Here is an 18,417-nt window from a genome sequence, read left to right as displayed (position 1 = left end):
TGGAAAGCTTTTTAGCTCAATAGCTGCTCTTTTTTAACTTCAGCTTAGTTTTATCTATTTGCTTGACGCAATTCACTTGCTGTCTAATCGCTTTCAAACTATAATATTTTCAAGGTTCGGTGTCCCCTCAGCGTCGCTTTTCTTTCGCTTCGCTTCAGGCACTTATTCAATATAGCGAACCTCCTTTATCTTGTCAACTATTTTTCCAAAATATCTTTTGGAACGCTTTGGTGTCTCGCTGTAAGCCTTAGAGAACTAGGGTTTTAGGCTATAGTATTCCTAAAATTCGCTAAGGAAGAATAAAGTTATGAGTAATTCTGGTGTTTTACCGCCCTGGCTAGTTTTAGATCCGCTGTTGCGTAGCTGGCTGTTGGAAGATATAGGCCGAGGCGATCGCACAACAAATACGCTAATAGTAGAAAATGTGACACTAGGCTCGGCTAAATGGATAGCTAAAGCTACTGGGATAATTGCTGGCTTACCAGTTGCAGCTAGAGTATTTCAGATTTTGAATGAAAAAGTTAGCTTTGTAGTGGTTATGGCTGAAGGCGCATGGTGCGAACCGGGACAGATAGTAGCTGAGATTCATGGTTCGCTTGATGCGCTGCTGATGGGGGAACGGGTTGCTCTCAACTTAGCTATGCGACTGAGTGGAATTGCAACACTAACTAAAATATATGTGGAGCAAATTGCTGATTTACCTGCTCAGTTGGTGGACACTCGCAAAACTACACCAGGACTAAGACTGTTAGAAAAGTACGCGACTGCTGTAGGTGGAGCAATTAACCACCGCATGGGGCTGGATGATGCGGTGATGATTAAGGATAATCACATTGCGGCTGCTGGAGGAATTGGAGAAGCAGTTACCCGGATTCGTTCTCAGATTCCTTATCCGTTGACAATAGAGGTGGAGACGGAAAGTTTAGAACAGGTGAAAGAAGCTTTGCAGCACAATTCTGACATTATTATGTTGGATAATATGCCTTTGGATATGATGCATCAGGCGGTGCAGTTGATTCGCCAGCAAGATAGTCGGGTGAAAATTGAGGCTTCGGGGAATGTAACTTTGGAAACGATTCGCAGCGTGGCAGAGACGGGTGTTGATTATATTTCTAGCAGTGCACCGATTACTCAGTCGAAGTGGTTGGATTTGAGTATGAGGATTGTAGTTTAATTGTCAAAATATCAGTAAAAGTCTATAAATCCATAGAAAAATATACGTTAATTTTACTATCACTACTTAGATAAGGTGTAAAATATCATTATGTAATGTGAAAAAAATTTACCTGGAGAAAAATATAAAATGAAAGACGAATTAATTGCAGGGATGACGACATTTGCAGGTTATTCATTAGGGTCAATTACCGTCGGTACAATACCTTTAGCTGTTACTACTACTGCATCTGCTGGTGGTATCGCAGGTTGGTTAGGCTTTACAACAGCTGCTCCAATTACTGTACCAGTGGGTGGGATTGTAGCAGTAGGGGCATTACTAACTTATGGAGGATATAAAATATATAAACAGATTAAAAGTTGAGAATGTCAATCCTAGACTTTGAATTATTAGCATGAACATTACTCACCCTAATTTTTTTACATATTTCCTGTAAATACAGATAAGCTCAAATCCCTGACTCTTCAAGAAGTCGGGGATTTTTTTGTTTGTAAATCATTTAGGATTGCTATACTTTAACGAGTAATTTTGGTTATAGGATGTGCGCGTCTACCTAACGGTATTTAGCTTATAGACTACCGATCGCTTCGACAACTAGTTTAGAAACAAAGGGTAAAATATCCCGACTCTTAGCCTGCGCTTTGCCTTCAGTAAATACCACTAAAATGTAAGGGCGCTGTTCTGGTAACTCAATGTATGCAGCATCATGGTGAACTTGACTTGTCCAACCTGCTTTTGACCAAATTTGAGCATTTTGAGGGAGTCCACCGCCTAAAAAAGCTGTTATTTGATCTTCCTCGACATAAGTGGGCAAATCCTTGAGAGAACGTTTGAGCAAAGCCATCATTGTTTGCGATCGCCCACTTGAAACCGCCACACCACCTACAATACTATGCAGTAACCTAGCGATCGCATTTGTAGTCAACATATTACGATTTTCGAGTAACTCTCCTACAAACACCCGTTCCCGTCCATAAGGGCCATCACCCCAAGTTTTTTGACAGACATTAATCGTCTCCATTTCTTCCCAACCCAAGGATTGGTAATAGCGGTTAACAATATTACGCTGATATTTCCAAGTTTCAAAGGGGCCAATTGGTAATTCTGTCCCTGATGTGGTGCCACTCAGGATATCCACAACCAAGCTGGTAGCATCATTACTTGAATCTACAATCATATCCCGTAAGGCTCGTTCCAACTCCTTGGAAGTTTGACTCATGCCTTTTTCTAGCCATTCGTTTACCGCCACCAGGTAAAATAGCTTGACTACACTGGCAGGATAAATCCGCTCAACACCGCGATAAGTAAAACCACGAACTGGGTGCTCCCAAAAAGCATTGGGAGTCAGAGCGCCACCAGTATTTACTAGCACTGGTGGATCGTAAACAACCCAAGTCAGGGCAATTTGGTTACGGGCTAAGGTCGGAAATGCTGCCCAAGTTGCATCTAAAATGCCTAACCCAAGATTTTCGAGTTGTTCGTCTTTATTAAAAAAAATCATTCTCTAAATAATGTCCTTTAATCTAAAATCCAAAATCCAAAATCCAAAATCAGGGGAGTATCAGTGTTTAGCTAACCTAAATTTATATGATTCTCCTGAATGTACACGCTTGGCAACTCAAGCCGCATCTGGGCGACATTTATGGGTAACATCAAATCATCAGCATTCGGCGGTTGAGGTGTATTTGTGTGAAGATGACTATCCAGGATGGGTATCCCTTTCAGATTTTGATTCATTACAATCTGCTACTGTACATTATCAGGCTGCAACATTTTCTGAATCTGAGATTAAAAAATTGCTAGCAGAGGTGATCGCTTTTACCCAGAAAGCGATGCAACAATCAAATTATTACCTTTGGGGTGGTACCGTTGAGCCAAATTACGATTGTTCTGGGTTAATGCAGGCGGCGTTTGCTTCGGTGGGTATTTGGTTACCCAGAGATGCCTATCAACAGGAAGGATTCACTCAACCAATAACTATTGCAGAATTAGCGGCCGGGGATCTGGTATTTTTTGGAACTAGCCAAAAAGCAACCCATGTCGGACTTTATTTAGGGGATGGTTATTACATCCATAGTTCTGGGAAAGATCAGGGACGGGATGGTATTGGGATTGATATTCTCTCGGAACAGGGAGATGCGGTTAGTCAGTCGTACTATCAGCAGCTGCGAGATGCTGGGAGAGTTTTTAAGAGTTACGAACCACAGAGACGCACAGGATGCACAGGTATATGAGGAGTGGGTTGATTGATCAAGGGTTGACTGGGGAAAATGGGGCGATTTCAGCAATGATCCCAGATGTTTCGGTGGTGGTGCCGATACATAATGAGGTGGAAAGTTTGCCGCTTTTACTAGAAGCGATCGCATCTACTTTATCTTCTAATCAGATAAAATACGAAATCATTTGTGTGGACGACGGTTCGACAGATGGTTCCGGGGAATTTCTCAAGAAATCAGCGCAAAACCGTTCTGATTTAAAAGCGGTGATTTTGCGTCGCAACTATGGTCAAACTGCGGCTATGGCTGCTGGGTTTTATTATGCAGTCGGTAAAGCGATCATCACTTTAGATGCTGACCTCCAAAATGATCCGGCTGATATCCCGATGTTATTAGCAAAGCTGGACGAGGGTTACGATTTGGTAAGTGGTTGGCGGCAAAAACGCCAAGATGGTGCCGTAAATCGGTTACTTCCTTCCAAAATTGCCAATTGGCTAATTCGTCGTACTACTAGCGTGAATATTCATGACTATGGCTGTTCGCTGAAAGCTTATCGTGCAGAACTGCTAGCAGATATGAATCTCTACGGTGAACTACATCGATTTTTACCTGCTTTGGCGTACATCGAAGGAGCTAGAATTACCGAAATGCCCGTGCGTCATCACGCCCGTCGATTTGGTCGCAGTAAGTATGGGATTTGGCGGACATTCCGGGTGCTGATGGATTTGTTAACTATTTTGTTTATGAAAAGGTTTCTCACACGCCCGATGCACGTTTTTGGACTGTTGGGCTTGATTTCAATGGTTTCGGGGACAGCAATCGGGATTTACTTAACTTTCGTTAAATTAGCTTTAGGTGAGATGATTGGCAATCGCCCTTTGCTGATTTTGGCAGTTCTCCTGCTAGTAACTGGAGTCCAGTTGTTTTGCTTCGGTCTTTTGGCAGAATTGCTGATGCGTACATACCATGAATCCCAAGGACGGCCTATCTATCGCGTGCGAGAGGTAGTATCAAAAAATGTTAAGTAAAGTAACAATAGGGGAAAAAACACACCTAGCATTAAGTTGCATCTACCTTGAAAGCATTTAATACCTTTGATACCGCTCTGCGGCGCAACCTGCTGATTTTATTTACAGCAGGTTTATTATTCTGGTCGAGCGTGGCTTCGCTCTTACCAACTCTACCGCTTTACATTGATAGTGTAGGCGCAAGCAAGCAAGAAATTGGGATTGTCATGGGCAGTTTCGCCATTGGGTTATTGCTATTTCGCCCGATGCTGGGACGGTTAGCGGATGAACGGGGTCGAAAAATTGTCTTGGTAATTGGTTCAATAGTAGCCGCGATCGCACCCTTTGGTTACTTAATAACTCAATCAATTGAATTGTTGATCCTGGTGCGGATTTTTCACGGTATTAGTGTTGCCGCTTTTACCACTGGCTACAGTACGTTAATTGCAGATTTAGCTCCATCCGAAACTCGTGGTGAAATCATTGGTTACATGACCCTGGCAGCCCCCATTGGTTTAGCAATTGGCCCGGCTTTAGGAGGTTATTTAGAAGCTACAACTGGTTACAGGCTGTTATTTCTATTATCTGCCGAATTGGGTTTTGTCGCCCTCTTAGCGATCGCACAAGTCACCAATCCCCCAGTGCAGACTCAGAAGCAAACTCAGACGAATGATGTCTACGACGGGCTACGCCTACGCAACTTTTGGCAAACTTTGGGCAGTCCACGAGTCAGAGTTCCGACTATAGTCATGTTGCTGGTTGGTTTGTCAGTTGGTGCTGTGCATACCTTTGTGTCGTTATTCATCAGATCAACTGAGGTCGACTTGAATGGGGGGCTATTTTTTACAGTTGCGGCAATTTCTAGTTTTAGTATCAGGGTATTTGCTGGTAAAGCAAGCGATCGCTTAGGTCGGGGTTTGTTTATTAGCCTTGGTATAATATGTTATGTGTTAGCTTTGATAATGCTGTGGCAAGCTGACAGTGCGATCGCTTTCTTACTGGCAGCGATTTTTGAAGGTGCTGGTGGTGGTACAGTAATATCTATGATTACTACCATGATGGCAGACCGCTCAGTGCCACAAGAACGGGGGCAGATTTTTGCTATGTGCATAGCTGGATTTGACCTGGGTATTGCGATCGCCGCTCCTCTTCTGGGTTTTATCGCAGAACTTGTAGGCTACGGCAATATGTTTGGCTATGGTGCTGTGATCACTTCTCTAGCACTTGTCATTTTCCTCACCCAGTCTAGCAAAGACCTACCCAATTCCCTGCGCTTTGCACTAGGTCGCGTTCCAGATGCCTATGCTTTAAAAAGTTAAAAGTCAGGAGTTTTAATTCCTGACTCTTAACTCTCAAAAACGGGCGAGGAGGGATTCGAACCCCCGACACCGTGGTCCGTAGCCACGTGCTCTAGTCCACTGAGCTACACACCCTTGTCAAGAAATCATATTAACACGTTATAACTAAATGACGCAAGAGAATTTTCCATCTAATTTTGCCAACTTAACCCATTTGGATCTTCAGGGACAGGCACAGATGGTAGATGTGTCTCACAAAGCACCAACTGTTCGCCAAGCCGTAGCCGCAGCCAAAGTGCGAATGCTACCAGCCACCTTTGCTGCCATTCAAGCCGGAAATGTCGCAAAAGGGGACGTGTTAGCAACTGCAAGATTGGCTGGGATTATGGCAGCTAAACAAACATCGGCTTTAATTCCTCTGTGTCATCCCTTGCCTTTGCAAAAAATCACAGTCGAGATTATACCTGATCCGCAACTACCTGGTTATCAAATTCAAGCGATAGTCAAAACCAAAGCTGAAACCGGTGTAGAGATGGAAGCCTTAACCGCCGTTTCCGTTGCTGCCTTGACTTTATACGACATGGCAAAAGCCTTAGAAAAATCGATTCAAATTGAATCAATTCGTTTAATAAGTAAGAGTGGCGGGAAATCAGGAGATTATTCCCTGCCAGAGCAATAACTTAAACTATCTCACCAGTTTAGTTACGGTAAATTGTCTGGGTCAATGCCGAAACTCGTCACTATCGGGATAAAGCAGATCGGAGTCTATTTGCCCAAAGATAGTCATAGGATTTAACCCAGCTGATCTTGATTTAATTCGATTATGACTGGTTCTAGGAGTCTAATAGCAACCGCTGTCCCAAAAACCTGAGAATCAATCCCCGTGTGATTCGTTGTCAGTGAATCCCGGTATCCAGTCCGTAAATAACCTCACCAACTCGCAAGAGTTGAACTCCCAACAAGTACTGAAGATTGGTTAATTCACCATCTTCTTTAATCAAGACGAACTTGATCTGGCAGGTGTAGGATAGAGATCCCCTACATCAATTCTTGATTTTTTATGTCTGCTACGCCTCTTGTCTCTCCGGTTGACTTACACAACTCAGGAAAATCAGAATTAATCCCTCCCCTTCTAGGTGCGACCCTTGAGGAGTTAAGCACTTGGGTGCAGCAGCAGGGACAACCTGCTTATAGAGGAAAGCAACTGCATGAATGGATTTATGACAAGGGAGTGCGATCGCTATCTGATATTTCTGTTTTCCCTAAACAATGGCGTACAGAAGTAGCAGAAATTCCGATTGGACGCTCAACTTTACATTACCGCTCTGTGGCACCCGATGGCACGGTCAAATATCTTTTGCAATTGGTAGATGGGCAAATTATTGAAACAGTTGGCATCCCTACCTTTGGAGAAGCGGGAGAAGGCCCAAAATCTCGTCTGACAGTTTGCGTCTCTACTCAGGTGGGTTGTCCAATGGCGTGTGATTTCTGCGCTACTGGTAAAGGAGGCTACAAACGCAACCTAGCACGGTATGAAATTGTCGATCAGGTGTTGACTGTACAAGAAGATTTTCAGCAACACGGCAGTCGCTACAACGGGGGGAACCCCCGCAACGCGCTGCCTCGGGTTAGCAATGTGGTGTTTATGGGACTGGGTGAACCGTTGTTGAATACTGAGAATGTCCTAGCAGCTTTGAAATCCTTGAATCAAGATGTGGGTATTGGAGCGCGATCGCTTACAGTTTCAACTGTTGGTATTCGCGATCGCATCCGTGAGTTCGCGCAAAACCATTTGCAAGTCACTCTCGCTGTTAGTCTCCACGCACCTAACCAAGCACTGCGGGAAAAACTCATCCCCAGCGCCCGCGCCTATCCCCTAAAAGATTTACTGGCTGAATGTCGAGAATATGTAGAAATCACTGGACGCCGCATTACCTTTGAATATGTCCTCCTCGCTGGTGTCAACGATTTACCAGAACACGCATTGGAACTTTCAAAATGCTTGCGAGGATTTCAAAGTCATGTGAATTTGATTCCTTACAATCCCATCCAAGAAGTAGACTACAAACGCCCCAACCGCGATCGCATTCAAGCATTTGTCAACATCCTTAAGCAACAAAATATTGCTGTTAGTGTCCGCTACTCTCGTGGTTTAGAAGCCGATGCTGCTTGTGGACAACTAAGAGCAAGTAAAAATTAAATTTCTTGTATTCGATGAATTTGAGTCTTTGATTTGATAGATATATAAAGGTTGATTAAGAAAGTTAAACCAGTTCTAAAGACAATCACTGTAACAAGACAGCGCGATAAATTCATATCTTAAAAGTTAAGCGATCTCTCAACCCAACCTATAACAATTGAGGAAATAACTGTATGTTGAATCGCTCATTGATGCTTAAATTATGGCTACTACTGATTATTTTTGCAAAAGCTTTGACGATAAATTCTCCTGCCTATGGAGAAATAATTCAGACGAATCCCCAGAAACCCGACTCATTTCAAGAAAGAATGAGACAACAACAAGAGGAGCAAAATCAGCAAACACAAGAGCAACTTAAGGAAACATGGCTAAAGCTAAACCTTCAACAACCACAACTACAACAAGAAATGGGACGACAACAGCAAGAATTTACACGACAACGGCAAGAACTAAGACGCCAGCAAGAATTTAGACTAAAACAGCAAGAAATGGGACGACAACAGCAAGATTTTACACGACAGCAAGAATTTAGATTACAACAACGACAACTCAGACAAGAGCAAGAAATTAGACAACAGCAACAATTGAGATTAGAACAACTAAAATAACAGAAGAATAATCTGTGAAGTGTTCTCTGTAAAACTATACGTTCTATTTCCAAAAAACTAACCTAGAGTACAGCTGAGTATTCAGTTATTAGCGTAGGTTTTATATTATCTCCGCTTAATTACTTATTAACCCCGAAGAACCCCACCCCGCCAAAGCTATGCCTTGTCTCCCCTCCCCGCCGGCGGGGAGGGGTTCTTTTACTATGGGTAATCTGGCGGACATGATATTAGTCTTATACTTCTCGATTTATAACATCAGATAAAAAACTACTATCTAGATAAATAGCTGGAGTTTCTATAACTGAAATTAATACAAATTTTAAGTAAATTTATTATTAAAAATTAGAGAAAAGATTCTCCAATTTTTAATTCTTAGCGTTGTGCGTAAATTCCTGGGGCATAAGCCTCAATAACCTTGCCTGTGCGAGTGCAGCTAATCATTAAGTAGTCACAACTTGGGCATTGTGTCCGAGTTAATTGACTATCAGAAATATAATAACGCTCCCCTTTACTGCCACAATTTGGGCAGCAAATCTTTTGTACTGTCTGCATTTTAAAACCCCTGGTTGTAATTATTTTTTATCTCATAAAACTGCAAGTAAAACCAGCAAAAATTCTGGTTCGACCCAACTTAACAAACTGCCGTGATATTAGCTGACTATCTTAAACAAAATTCCAGATTTGACAAATTCATCGATATTTCTACAGATTATCCTAAAACTTAGGTGATTTCACCATCCTACTTTAGATATATAAGTTGGTTTTTCAATGGCATAATGCTTAGAAATTTAGTGATCCCTAGTATTAATGCCTTGAGATAGCTTTATTTATAGTCCTTTCATAGAAATACAAAAAAGCTGTTCTTGTATTCAAAAATCAAAACTCAAAAATTACTGTATCTTTAGTAACAAAATCTCCATCTTAATATTTTGTTAATATTTGCTGGCAATATTTATGACATTAAATTTTAGTGAGATTGTTTAACAAACAGAATTCAGCAGTTAGGAGTCAGAATGCAAGAAAGAAGGATATTCTGTACGAGTGGCGGATAGCGCAGCGTAAAGCCTTCTCTGCCCGAACGCGCCAACGGCATATCTTCTCTACGAGACGCTACGCGAACGCTTAGAGCGAGTCCGCAAGCGTCTGAATAAATGGGTTTAAGTCCCCCCACCAAATTTTGAATTTGGAGGGGGGGACTTAAAATCAACAATATTAAAAAAACTTCATATTTTGCTATAATATTTAGCCCATCTATCTAGGGAAATATTTTAATAATCTTTATGGAGGAATTGAACCTAAAATTTGCTGATTTATTTGCCGGGATTGGAGGTTTTAGATTAGCTTTTTCAAAAGCCAACTATAAGTGTGTATTTTCCTGTGAGCTTAACGAAGCTTGTCAACAGGTTTATTCTAATAATTTTGGAGATACACCTGTACATGATATTAAAAAAATTGATATACAAAATCTTCCTTACTTTGATGTATTGACAGCTGGTTTTCCTTGTCAACCTTTTAGTATTTGTGGACGAAAAAAAGGGTTTCATGACACTAGAGGAACTTTATTTTTTCATATTTGCGAAATCATTGAGTATATTAGTCCTCCTGTAGTTATTCTTGAAAATGTTAAGCATATATTACATCATGATCAAGGTAGAACATTAGAAGTAATCTTATATTCTTTGGAAGATATGGGTTATGTAGTTAATTACGAGATACTTAACTCTAAAGATTTTGGTTTACCACAAAATAGAGAAAGAGTAGTATTTGTTGCTACAAAAAACAGAAAGTTCGATTTTGGACTACTCAAAAAGACTTATCCGTTTCCTAACCTTAGAGAATTTTTGTGTGCTTCAGGAGAATTTGAATACTTAAATCCTCAAGAATACACAATGATAGATAATCCAAAACAACAAGCATCTGGTCTGATTTTTGTAGGATATCGTAATAAAAGTATTTGGAAAACAGGTGTTAGACCAAACACAGAACATTTATCTAGGGTTCATCATCAACCAAATAGAATCTATTCTATAGAAGGGGTGCATCCAACAATACCTTCTCAAGAAACTTCAGGTAGATTTTTTATTTACATACCAGAAAAAAATTCAGTTCGGAAGCTAACGATTAGAGAGTGCTATAAAATCATGGGGTTTCCTGATAATTTCAAAACCCATAGTAATTTATCAGAATGTTATAAGCAAATAGGTAATTCAGTTTCTATCCCAGTAATGTATGAACTTGCTAATCAAATTAAGAAACAATTTTTTTTAGAGCAAGAGATGGCTAGTAAAATAAATAATATTAAAGATAATTTTTATTTTTAGCAACCTATTGAACTAGAAATATCTTTTACTGCAAACCGATGCGCTTCATCCCGCCGCCGCCGCAATAACTCCCACAAAAATTTCAATGTCAAGTTGAGCGTTGCGAAAAAATGGATAAAGTCGAGCTAAGGTTTTAGGTTAAAGGATGCTTTATTGATCAGGATATCGTTTTGAAATGTAAGTGTGACACTCCAGTATAGATTCATAACATCTGTTCTTTGAGATTCGTAATCTGTCAAATAAACATCTTCATTGTTCCACTGGTATATCTTTTCGTGTATTGGTTTATCAGCAGAATCGATATTGTTTTCATAAATCAAGATCCCATCCCAGCCTAAAATGGAACGAACTTCATCATAGGACATACCTGTAGATATGGAGTTATATAAATTTTCCCTGATTTCAGATGGCAAATTTCCCTGGTTAATCTGTATAGTCTCGCGGGGATTTTGATTAAAGACTTTGAACATAGAGTTCGTAAAGAGGGTAGGCATCTGAGTTATAGAAAAAACTCTATGGGAATAGGTAAATGCAATCCATGCCAATAAAGCAACAGCTAACAATATTGAATATTTCATAAAAAAGGGTGGAATAACCACCCTACAATTTTTCCAACTATATCAAGTGGGGTTACTACTAGCGAATACCTGCACTGCTTTCATGGGTGCTGGTGTATGAATTCATAATAGTATTTATTGTCCCCCATACTCTAGTTCTCATCTCTTCGTGAAAACTACCATTTAGTTCAGAACCAACACTCTGAACAGTAAAATCTTTTAAAGTTTTTGTAACTGTCCCATTGTTGTATTCGGTTTCAACCTCACCATCAATATAAATCTTGTTAGATGAAGAACTGTAATCTTGAGTGCGATTTGAATTGGTTACAGTATCGATGTTTAAATTAGTCTCTGTTTTGCTCCCCTTAATTGTCCACTGGTTCAAGACAAAAGTCTCACCTGCTAAAGCAGGACTAGCAAACAAAGTAGCAAGAATAGCTAAACCGAGAACTTGCTTCATTACTTTGTCCTCATTCTAAATTAGTTGCCTTTGTCAGATAAACTAATCTTGCCAAAGGAACTAAAAGAAATCCCAGGGTGGATTAACCACCCTAGAATATTTTAAAATTACATCAAGAACTCTTAAGAACTAACGAACACCTGCGGTGGTTTCGTGAGCATCAGTGTATGCGTTAGTTGTAGTTTTAATCGTACCACCAACGGTAGTATAATTATATTCCTTATAGGTACCAGACAGATCAGCACCTGCTGTATGAACGGTAAATTCATCATACGAAATTGGTTTCACACTACAACCATAGCTGCAACCACCACTAACTTCACCATCGATGTAAATCTTATCAGCCCAAGAAGTGTAGTTTTCGTCCCGTACTGAAGAAGTCTTAGAATCAAGTTGTAAATCGGTCTTTGTTACACTATTACTCCATGAATCTTCGTTACGCACAAATGTTTCACCAGCAAAAGCAGGAGCAGCTAATAAGGTAGCAAGAAGAGCCAAGCCAAGAACTTTTTTCATGAGTTTATCCTAGTTGTGAGTTAGTTGTCTTTTTCAGCCTCATTTTTAGGTAATTGTTGAGACTGGAACCTCGGAAGTTTATTAGGTTCATTTGTATTAGTTCTGTTTATAGCAACCCCTTTACAGACAGCAGAAATAGTAGGAAAGCTGTCGGGGCTTAGTTGGATACCAGCGCTGATTAGTTCAGCACAGGCACGAGCATTGATAATCTCTACATCATATTGAGTCTTACGAGAGATAGTTTCAGCCATTTGCTTGCAAGTACTCTCTAGACTTCCACCCAGAGGGAAAACTATAGCAGCATTCAGAGCATAAGAGGCGTTGTTAGAGAAACTAATCCCGCCAGAGGAACTAAAAGAAGTCCCTAAGATTAGAGATGGTCGCGGACATACAACATTTATTCCAGCTACTCCTTGAATCTTATAAGTAGCCGATTCACCAAGGTTATAAACTCCTGTTTGATTAATTGCAGCAGAGTTACGTTGTTGATTATCAAGAGTCTGCTCTTGATTAGGCTGAGATTGAGAATTAACAGAGTTATTGACAGATTGTGCTTGGGCTTCGAGATTGATGCTAACTACTCCGAGTAGACCTAGTAAAGAATAGTTAGTGAATAGTCGTAGAGCTTTTTTAAACATTTGAAGTTTTTTAGATATTGCAAAGGAAGGATGTTAAGAGTCATGAATTAAGTAAGTTGGCAAAATCAAACCAAACTATATGAAGAAAGATGAATTAAGGTAAAACTGTCTTTCTTCTGTCCTCCTAGCTCCTACCTCCTGCCTTATCTCAACGACAAATTTTTAGTGTGACTTCCTTGGTTTACTATTGAGTGTTTTACCTCATTAGAACAATAACGAGTATTATTGTTATCTGTAGTATTTGCCACTTGATTTACTCTTGAAAGTGTTGCTTCTTCGGAACTTTTGGTGTTCCTTGTTCCTCACAACTCAATATTCTCAAAGATCACAAAAAAGCACGAGGGGGATTTTGTGGGATTAAGTGGGAGGTTGGCAAAGATTAAGATTCATAACGCGAATAGAGGATTGCAGGTGGATTTCTGCTAATCTAATGAGATTCTAATATTGGTTTAGATAAAGCTTCAATTAATCTTGGTTTTTCAAGAATCAAAGAACATTCTTGCATCAACTTTTTAGTCAAGTTCTTCAACTTGGCTCTATCGTTCCCTAATGAGTACAGCAAGGCATAAATAAAGCTCAGATTTAAAACAGTAAAAAAGCTTCTATCATAAGCATTTTTAATTTTTAATATGTACTAGCTATTAATTTGAGCTAGAGAACACAAGATATTGAGAATGTATCTGAATATGTTTTTCGAGTAACTCTGTTATCCGGGAAATTCTCTGCAATTACTCGCGATCGCAATGTCTACAATGGCTGAAGGGGCGACACAAACACTGAATCAACACATTATTCTACTGTAGATATATCAATAGTTCAGCATTTTAATTATGATTGAGTCTCTCTCAAGAAGAACAAAAAAAGTTCACTTTTTAAAGCAACCATGAAAAATCTTTAAAGATAAAATAAACTTTCTCATCAATTAGCTAATATTACTGAAGTTTGTTATAGATTAATGATTATTACGGACAATCAAAATCGATAAAAAAGCCTGGCTTTAAAAAAACTTGCGACAAGCAATAATAACCTACTTTTCTAACTCTCTTCTTTCGTATTCCCTGTCTTTACAAGTAAGTTGATAAAAAAATCGTGTTCCTATATCAACTGATAATTAATCATTTAGAGAAAATTAATAAAATTATTTTGACCTATGAATAGTGAACAGCTATTAAGTATTGCGGATAAAGTGATATCCAAATCTTCTGGCAGACACTTGACTGATTTACAAAGTGATTTGTTAAAAGCATCTTATGAAAATCAGACATACGAACAGTTTGCTAACGATCACGGCTACTGCCTCGATTATATAAAGAAGGATGTCGGGTCTGCGTTATGGCAATTGCTATCTCAAGGATTAGCAGAAAAAGTTACAAAAAAGAACTTTCGGCAAGCGTTAGAGCGATATCGAGAGGCTGAAAAATTTGTGACTTATAACGAAAATGAAAAACAACAATATTTTGGCATCTACTTGATGTTTTGGCTTTCTAGGGAAGCACAGAAGAAATCAACATCCTTTGAGAATCAATACAATAGCATCGATGCCGAGTAATACTACTGCCTGGGAATTAAAACTTCACTCATAACGCGATGTGCAACTTATTGTTAGAACCCCGCTTCCATTCCTCTCCCCTTCCCGCACTTCGTACCGTTATGCGAACGTAGGGAAGGAGTTGGGGTTAGGTTTCAGAGAAAGTTGCACATGGCGTCTCATTATCAAGATGGATGAAAATAATCGTAAATTTCTTGAGCCAAACGCGGCCCAATTCCTGCTACTTCAGCGAGTTGTGTGGGTGTCGCTTGCCGAATATAGTCAACTGAGCGAAAATGTCCTAGTAACTGCTTTTGTCGATGATGTCCTAAACCAGGAATTTCATCTAAACGCGATCGCTTCAATTTATCACTACGTTGCTGACGATGGAAACTGACTGCAAACCGATGTGCTTCATCCCGCAGCCGCCGCAACAACTGTACTCCCGGTTGTTCTGCATCAGTTGTCAAGGGTTTAGATTCTCCCGGTAAAAAAATCTCTTCTCGCTGCTTCGCTAAACTCACAACTCGCAAGTCTTCTAATAAATTCATCTCTTGCAAAACAGCGACAACTGATGATAACTGACCTTTACCACCATCGATCATGATTAAATCAGGCCAGTCGGGATTACCCAAACGTGCTAATTGCTGATCTTCCCCATACTTGCGAAATCGCCGCTGGATAACTTCAGCAAGACTGGCAAAATCATCTGAATGTCCTGCTGTCACTGTGGGATTTTTGATTTTGTAGTGACGATAATGTTGTTTGGCGGGTAATCCGTCGATAAACACAACTTGCGAAGCTACAGCATTTGATCCTTGAATATGGGAAATGTCATAACCTTCGATGCGGTGCGGTACATCTGGGAAATCGAGAATGGTGGCTAAATCTTGCATTGCTTGGTGATTGCGATCGCCTAATTTCTGCATCCTTTGCAATTCATATTGGGCATTTCGCTCTACCATCTCAATTAATTCTGCCTTAGTTTGCCGCAAAGGAGTCAATATTGTGACTTTTTTGCCTTTACGTTGAGTTAAGACGTCCGCCAATATCTCCCCATCTGGTAAATCATGCTGTACTAAAATCTCTATGGGTATTTCCACGGAGTCAGCAGTTTGGTAATGTTCCTCTAAAGCGCGTTGTAAAATAGCTCCCGGTTCCGCGTGAGCATCCGCCACAAAGGCCAAACGTCCTACCAATTGGCCAGCGCGAATCTGAAATAGTTGAATGCAGGCGTGTTGTTCGTCGGCTGCCAGGGCGATCGCATCCCGTGAAACTGTATCATCTGGTAAAGACACTTTTTGGTCTGCTGTCAGCGACTTTAACCCAGAAATTTGATCACGAATCCGTGCTGCTGACTCAAAATTCATATCCTCAGCGGCTGCGTTCATCTGTTGGGTCAAAATATCAATCAGTTCCTGAGTTCGACCTTGAAAGACCATCGCCACCTTCTGCACAATTTTGCGATATTCTTCTGGTAACATCATCTGTTGACACACACCCGGACAACGCCCTAAATCATAATTTAAGCAGGGACGGTCTTTAAAAAGTGGTTGAGGTCGTTGTCGCTGTGGAAAGATCCGCTTGCAGATGTGGACAATTTCTCGCAATAAACCAGCATCAGTATAAGGTCCGTAAAATTTATCCTTTTCTTTGCCGAATTGGCGTTTACGGGTAATAAAAATTCGCGGATAATCTTCTGACCAAGTAATGCAGAGATAGGGATATTTTTTATCATCTTTGAGCAACACGTTAAAGTATGGCTGGTGCTGCTTAATCAAATTGGCTTCTAGCGCTAAAGCTTCGGCTTCAGTATCAGTGACGATAAATTCAATTTCTGTCACCAACTTGACCATCGTGGCGATGCGTTCACTCTTGTTGTAGCCATCCCGGAAATAGGAACGGACACGCGATCGCAACTTACGTGACTTACCTATATATATAATGCGATCGCTCTTGTCTCGCATGAAATAAACCCCCGGTTCCGGTGGTATTTCGGCTAGACGGTTTTCCAATCGTTCTGGCTCTTTAAGCAGTGGTAATATTTGAGTAGATATTGTCACAACTAATATTAGGTAATCTTTCTCTATTTTAAGAAAAATTATTTTTTCGTGCCAATTTAACAGACTATTTGTCAAGTAAATATAAAGTAGGCGTCATGAACTGCTTTTAATCTGCACAAAGATTAAGTCTGAGGGTCAGTTTCCAAGCTAGACACTTGCCAGAAAGCTTGCTGCAAGCATCAGAACTTTGAAGCAGACAAAAGTTTTTTAGCTGCGACTAGTTCCCGACTGCTACTGTCAGAATAAACATTTTGCTTTTTGAATCTATAATTAACATTTTAAAATCGATAATACTTTATTATTTGCAACTTTATTTTTTGATTTTGCTAACTTGGTATCTCTATTTATAGAAATAAACAATATGCTTATATATAGCTTAGATAAATGTCAGATAAATAATTTATTAATAGGCACTATTTACGTTTTCTATTCAACTTATAGCATTAAGCAAATTAACGGATTTAGTAAGTTGAGTTTACGATTATGATTGTTATCATAGCTACTACAATAAGTTCAGACAATATCTAATCTAAACTATGAATTTGCAAGACTTTGAAACCCAGTACCGTGAGACTATGGCTGAAACGCTGAATGACTTGCAAACAGCAGTTTTGTTGTTAGCGCAAGTACAACAGAGAATTTCAAAAATTGGTAGTTCTGTACAAAATCTTAGTGAGCGCGTAGAAGAGTTCATCGCTCACGAAAAAGCCGAATAATTATACGCCCAGCATAAAGGTTTATCTGTAGCGACAAATAAACTGTTCTTCAATTGTTAGGATAAGATCCTTGAGTTTTAAAGGTTTGACAAAATAGCGACGTGCGCCCAAACTCAGAGCTCGTTCTTTATCTGCTTTAAAAGCAAAGGCTGAAACCACAATGATCGGTATTTTTGACAAATCAGGTTTTTGCTGAACTTGTTTTAAGAGCGAATAACCGTCAATATCTGGTAATTTCAAGTCTAATAACATTAAATCTGGCTCGAACTTCTCTATAGTTGAAAAAAAAGCAGAGCCTTCTGATAAGCTTTGGACATCGTACCCACAGTAACTTAGATAGTCACTCAGCAACATCCTATTGAGATAATGGTCTTCAACTAGCAAAATTCGTCTAACTTGGTGTGAGCGCAATGTCTGATTTATATTGAATAATTGTGCTATCATTGCTACCTATTATCTTAAGTAAAAACCAATAATTATTACCATAAATTAAGCCGCTAGTGCATTTAAATGGTGAAATGAATAGAAACTTGACTTATGTAATCTACTCAAAGATATTAATAAATTAATTTTACCTGCACCCAATACTTAATGGTAGTATCATTAAGGATAATTTTAATCAAAAACTAAGCTTTTATTTACGAATCTTTGATAATTTTTAGTATTAAATAAATTGCTGGTTTTGAAAATTTAATTTTCTAACTTTTATTGGTAAAATTACTTAAGTAATACTGGAACTAACGGTAAGGTAATTACCATTCGTAAAATAGGTTTCATTTTGATATGAGGGTAAGTAATACCATTTCACGAAATCCATGTTACGAATACGTTGGTAGGGACATACAGATGTAAACTCTTACAACCGATTCATTTGTTGCAAAGGTTTAAAAAAAGTTTAACCTATAAGAAAATATTCATAAAAAAAAGAGAGCTATTAGCTCCCTTACTTATTTGTATTTTTGAACCCGCAATCTTAAATAGGGCTTGCTGAATAAGTCTCCAGAGCGAATCTAGAAGCCACACAGCTTACAAAATAGTAGTTTCGTCGCTTAGTTTCCCAATTTGCCCGGCGCTCGCCGACGAAAGTGCAAGGTTTTTGAACCTCTGGATGCTAT

General features: G+C 39.6%; 19 protein-coding genes and 1 tRNA gene. 11 read left to right on the top strand and 9 right to left on the bottom strand.

Annotated elements, in window-relative coordinates; all coding sequences use genetic code 11:
* Positions 1-307: 307 nt before the first annotated feature.
* Positions 308-1,174: a carboxylating nicotinate-nucleotide diphosphorylase gene (gene nadC / locus ACEW80_RS34125; protein ID WP_373530860.1), complete on the top strand. Its 867-nt coding sequence runs from the start codon at positions 308-310 to the stop codon at positions 1,172-1,174.
* Between the two features lie 129 nt (positions 1,175-1,303).
* Positions 1,304-1,537 carry a hypothetical protein gene (locus ACEW80_RS34120; protein WP_373530859.1) on the top strand — a complete coding sequence of 78 codons (234 nt, stop codon included), beginning with the start codon at positions 1,304-1,306 and terminating at the stop codon, positions 1,535-1,537.
* A gap of 205 nt (positions 1,538-1,742) precedes the next feature.
* Here the strand turns inward: ACEW80_RS34120 and ACEW80_RS34115 are convergent, their stop codons facing one another.
* Positions 1,743-2,675, bottom strand: coding sequence for a serine hydrolase (locus tag ACEW80_RS34115; protein ID WP_373530858.1), 933 nt, complete (start codon positions 2,673-2,675; stop codon positions 1,743-1,745).
* 10 nt (positions 2,676-2,685) lie between these two features.
* Between ACEW80_RS34115 and ACEW80_RS34110 the strand changes: the two genes are divergently transcribed.
* From ACEW80_RS34110 to ACEW80_RS34100, 3 genes are read left to right on the top strand one after another with little or no spacing between them, the layout of a single operon-like run.
* Complete coding sequence (locus tag ACEW80_RS34110) at positions 2,686-3,408, top strand: NlpC/P60 family protein (protein ID WP_373530857.1); 723 nt, start codon at positions 2,686-2,688, stop codon at positions 3,406-3,408.
* Positions 3,405-4,418, top strand: coding sequence for a glycosyltransferase family 2 protein (locus ACEW80_RS34105; protein WP_373530856.1), 1,014 nt, complete (start codon positions 3,405-3,407; stop codon positions 4,416-4,418). Before ACEW80_RS34110 ends, ACEW80_RS34105 begins: the two co-directional genes overlap by 4 nt.
* A 47-nt stretch (positions 4,419-4,465) precedes the next feature.
* A complete protein-coding gene (locus ACEW80_RS34100) occupies positions 4,466-5,716 on the top strand; it encodes an MFS transporter (protein WP_373530855.1) in 1,251 nt (416 codons plus the stop codon).
* Positions 5,717-5,756: 40 nt separating this feature from the next.
* Here ACEW80_RS34100 and ACEW80_RS34095 read toward each other — a convergent pair.
* A tRNA-Arg gene (locus ACEW80_RS34095) sits at positions 5,757-5,830 on the bottom strand.
* Positions 5,831-5,864: 34 nt separating this feature from the next.
* Between ACEW80_RS34095 and moaC the strand changes: the two genes are divergently transcribed.
* The 3 genes from moaC to ACEW80_RS34080 all read left to right on the top strand — a co-directional run bounded on the left by moaC (position 5,865) and on the right by ACEW80_RS34080 (position 8,503).
* A complete protein-coding gene (gene moaC / locus ACEW80_RS34090) occupies positions 5,865-6,374 on the top strand; it encodes a cyclic pyranopterin monophosphate synthase MoaC (protein WP_373530854.1) in 510 nt (169 codons plus the stop codon).
* A gap of 381 nt (positions 6,375-6,755) precedes the next feature.
* On the top strand, positions 6,756-7,895 hold the full coding sequence (gene rlmN / locus ACEW80_RS34085) for a 23S rRNA (adenine(2503)-C(2))-methyltransferase RlmN (protein ID WP_373530853.1): 1,140 nt from the start codon (positions 6,756-6,758) through the stop codon (positions 7,893-7,895).
* 173 nt (positions 7,896-8,068) lie between these two features.
* Positions 8,069-8,503: a hypothetical protein gene (locus ACEW80_RS34080; RefSeq protein ID WP_373530852.1), complete on the top strand. Its 435-nt coding sequence runs from the start codon at positions 8,069-8,071 to the stop codon at positions 8,501-8,503.
* A gap of 372 nt (positions 8,504-8,875) precedes the next feature.
* On the opposite strand, the gene ACEW80_RS34075 is transcribed toward ACEW80_RS34080, so the two are convergent.
* Positions 8,876-9,055, bottom strand: a complete 180-nt coding sequence (locus tag ACEW80_RS34075; protein WP_373530851.1) for a replication restart DNA helicase PriA — start codon at positions 9,053-9,055, stop codon at positions 8,876-8,878.
* Between the two features lie 737 nt (positions 9,056-9,792).
* Here ACEW80_RS34075 and ACEW80_RS34070 point away from each other — a divergent pair.
* A complete protein-coding gene (locus ACEW80_RS34070) occupies positions 9,793-10,824 on the top strand; it encodes a DNA cytosine methyltransferase (RefSeq protein WP_373530850.1) in 1,032 nt (343 codons plus the stop codon).
* Positions 10,825-10,949: 125 nt separating this feature from the next.
* Here ACEW80_RS34070 and ACEW80_RS34065 read toward each other — a convergent pair whose 3' ends face one another.
* From ACEW80_RS34065 to ACEW80_RS34050, 4 genes are all read right to left on the bottom strand, one after another.
* Positions 10,950-11,294 carry a hypothetical protein gene (locus ACEW80_RS34065; protein ID WP_373530849.1) on the bottom strand — a complete coding sequence of 115 codons (345 nt, stop codon included), beginning with the start codon at positions 11,292-11,294 and terminating at the stop codon, positions 10,950-10,952.
* 166 nt (positions 11,295-11,460) lie between these two features.
* Positions 11,461-11,841, bottom strand: coding sequence for a hypothetical protein (locus tag ACEW80_RS34060; RefSeq protein ID WP_373530848.1), 381 nt, complete (start codon positions 11,839-11,841; stop codon positions 11,461-11,463).
* Between the two features lie 129 nt (positions 11,842-11,970).
* Positions 11,971-12,339, bottom strand: a complete 369-nt coding sequence (locus ACEW80_RS34055; RefSeq protein ID WP_373530847.1) for a hypothetical protein — start codon at positions 12,337-12,339, stop codon at positions 11,971-11,973.
* A 38-nt stretch (positions 12,340-12,377) separates the two neighbouring features.
* Positions 12,378-12,995, bottom strand: a complete 618-nt coding sequence (locus tag ACEW80_RS34050) for a hypothetical protein (RefSeq protein WP_373530846.1) — start codon at positions 12,993-12,995, stop codon at positions 12,378-12,380.
* A 1,150-nt stretch (positions 12,996-14,145) separates the two neighbouring features.
* Between ACEW80_RS34050 and ACEW80_RS34045 the strand changes: the two genes are divergently transcribed.
* Complete coding sequence (locus tag ACEW80_RS34045; protein ID WP_373530845.1) at positions 14,146-14,544, top strand: hypothetical protein; 399 nt, start codon at positions 14,146-14,148, stop codon at positions 14,542-14,544.
* A gap of 164 nt (positions 14,545-14,708) precedes the next feature.
* Here ACEW80_RS34045 and uvrC read toward each other — a convergent pair whose 3' ends face one another.
* A complete protein-coding gene (gene uvrC / locus ACEW80_RS34040) occupies positions 14,709-16,586 on the bottom strand; it encodes an excinuclease ABC subunit UvrC (RefSeq protein ID WP_373530844.1) in 1,878 nt (625 codons plus the stop codon).
* Between the two features lie 536 nt (positions 16,587-17,122).
* Here uvrC and ACEW80_RS34035 point away from each other — a divergent pair.
* Positions 17,123-17,302 (top strand): hypothetical protein, encoded by a 180-nt coding sequence (locus ACEW80_RS34035; protein WP_373530843.1) that lies wholly within the window; start codon positions 17,123-17,125, stop codon positions 17,300-17,302.
* A 21-nt stretch (positions 17,303-17,323) separates the two neighbouring features.
* Here ACEW80_RS34035 and ACEW80_RS34030 read toward each other — a convergent pair whose 3' ends face one another.
* A complete protein-coding gene (locus ACEW80_RS34030) occupies positions 17,324-17,746 on the bottom strand; it encodes a response regulator (RefSeq protein ID WP_373530842.1) in 423 nt (140 codons plus the stop codon).
* Positions 17,747-18,417 lie beyond the last annotated feature (671 nt).

The organism is Nostoc sp. (genome assembly GCF_041747015.1).
GTDB lineage: Bacteria > Cyanobacteriota > Cyanobacteriia > Cyanobacteriales > Nostocaceae > Nostoc.
This window is presented reverse-complemented; position numbering and strand designations above follow the sequence as displayed.

Bases quoted from the DNA above. Each gene is read 5' to 3' on its own strand.
- nadC (WP_373530860.1), top strand. From the start codon at position 308: ATGAGTAATTCTGGTGTTTTACCGCCCTGGCTAGTTTTAGATCCGCTG.
- ACEW80_RS34120 (WP_373530859.1), top strand. From the start codon at position 1,304: ATGAAAGACGAATTAATTGCAGGGATGACGACATTTGCAGGTTATTCA.
- ACEW80_RS34115 (WP_373530858.1), bottom strand. From the start codon at position 2,675: ATGATTTTTTTTAATAAAGACGAACAACTCGAAAATCTTGGGTTAGGC.
- ACEW80_RS34110 (WP_373530857.1), top strand. From the start codon at position 2,686: ATGTCCTTTAATCTAAAATCCAAAATCCAAAATCCAAAATCAGGGGAG.
- ACEW80_RS34105 (WP_373530856.1), top strand. From the start codon at position 3,405: ATGAGGAGTGGGTTGATTGATCAAGGGTTGACTGGGGAAAATGGGGCG.
- moaC (WP_373530854.1), top strand. From the start codon at position 5,865: ATGACGCAAGAGAATTTTCCATCTAATTTTGCCAACTTAACCCATTTG.
- rlmN (WP_373530853.1), top strand. From the start codon at position 6,756: ATGTCTGCTACGCCTCTTGTCTCTCCGGTTGACTTACACAACTCAGGA.
- ACEW80_RS34080 (WP_373530852.1), top strand. From the start codon at position 8,069: ATGTTGAATCGCTCATTGATGCTTAAATTATGGCTACTACTGATTATT.
- ACEW80_RS34075 (WP_373530851.1), bottom strand. From the start codon at position 9,055: ATGCAGACAGTACAAAAGATTTGCTGCCCAAATTGTGGCAGTAAAGGG.
- ACEW80_RS34065 (WP_373530849.1), bottom strand. From the start codon at position 11,294: ATGTTCAAAGTCTTTAATCAAAATCCCCGCGAGACTATACAGATTAAC.
- ACEW80_RS34060 (WP_373530848.1), bottom strand. From the start codon at position 11,841: ATGAAGCAAGTTCTCGGTTTAGCTATTCTTGCTACTTTGTTTGCTAGT.
- ACEW80_RS34050 (WP_373530846.1), bottom strand. From the start codon at position 12,995: ATGTTTAAAAAAGCTCTACGACTATTCACTAACTATTCTTTACTAGGT.
- ACEW80_RS34045 (WP_373530845.1), top strand. From the start codon at position 14,146: ATGAATAGTGAACAGCTATTAAGTATTGCGGATAAAGTGATATCCAAA.
- ACEW80_RS34035 (WP_373530843.1), top strand. From the start codon at position 17,123: ATGAATTTGCAAGACTTTGAAACCCAGTACCGTGAGACTATGGCTGAA.
- ACEW80_RS34030 (WP_373530842.1), bottom strand. From the start codon at position 17,746: ATGATAGCACAATTATTCAATATAAATCAGACATTGCGCTCACACCAA.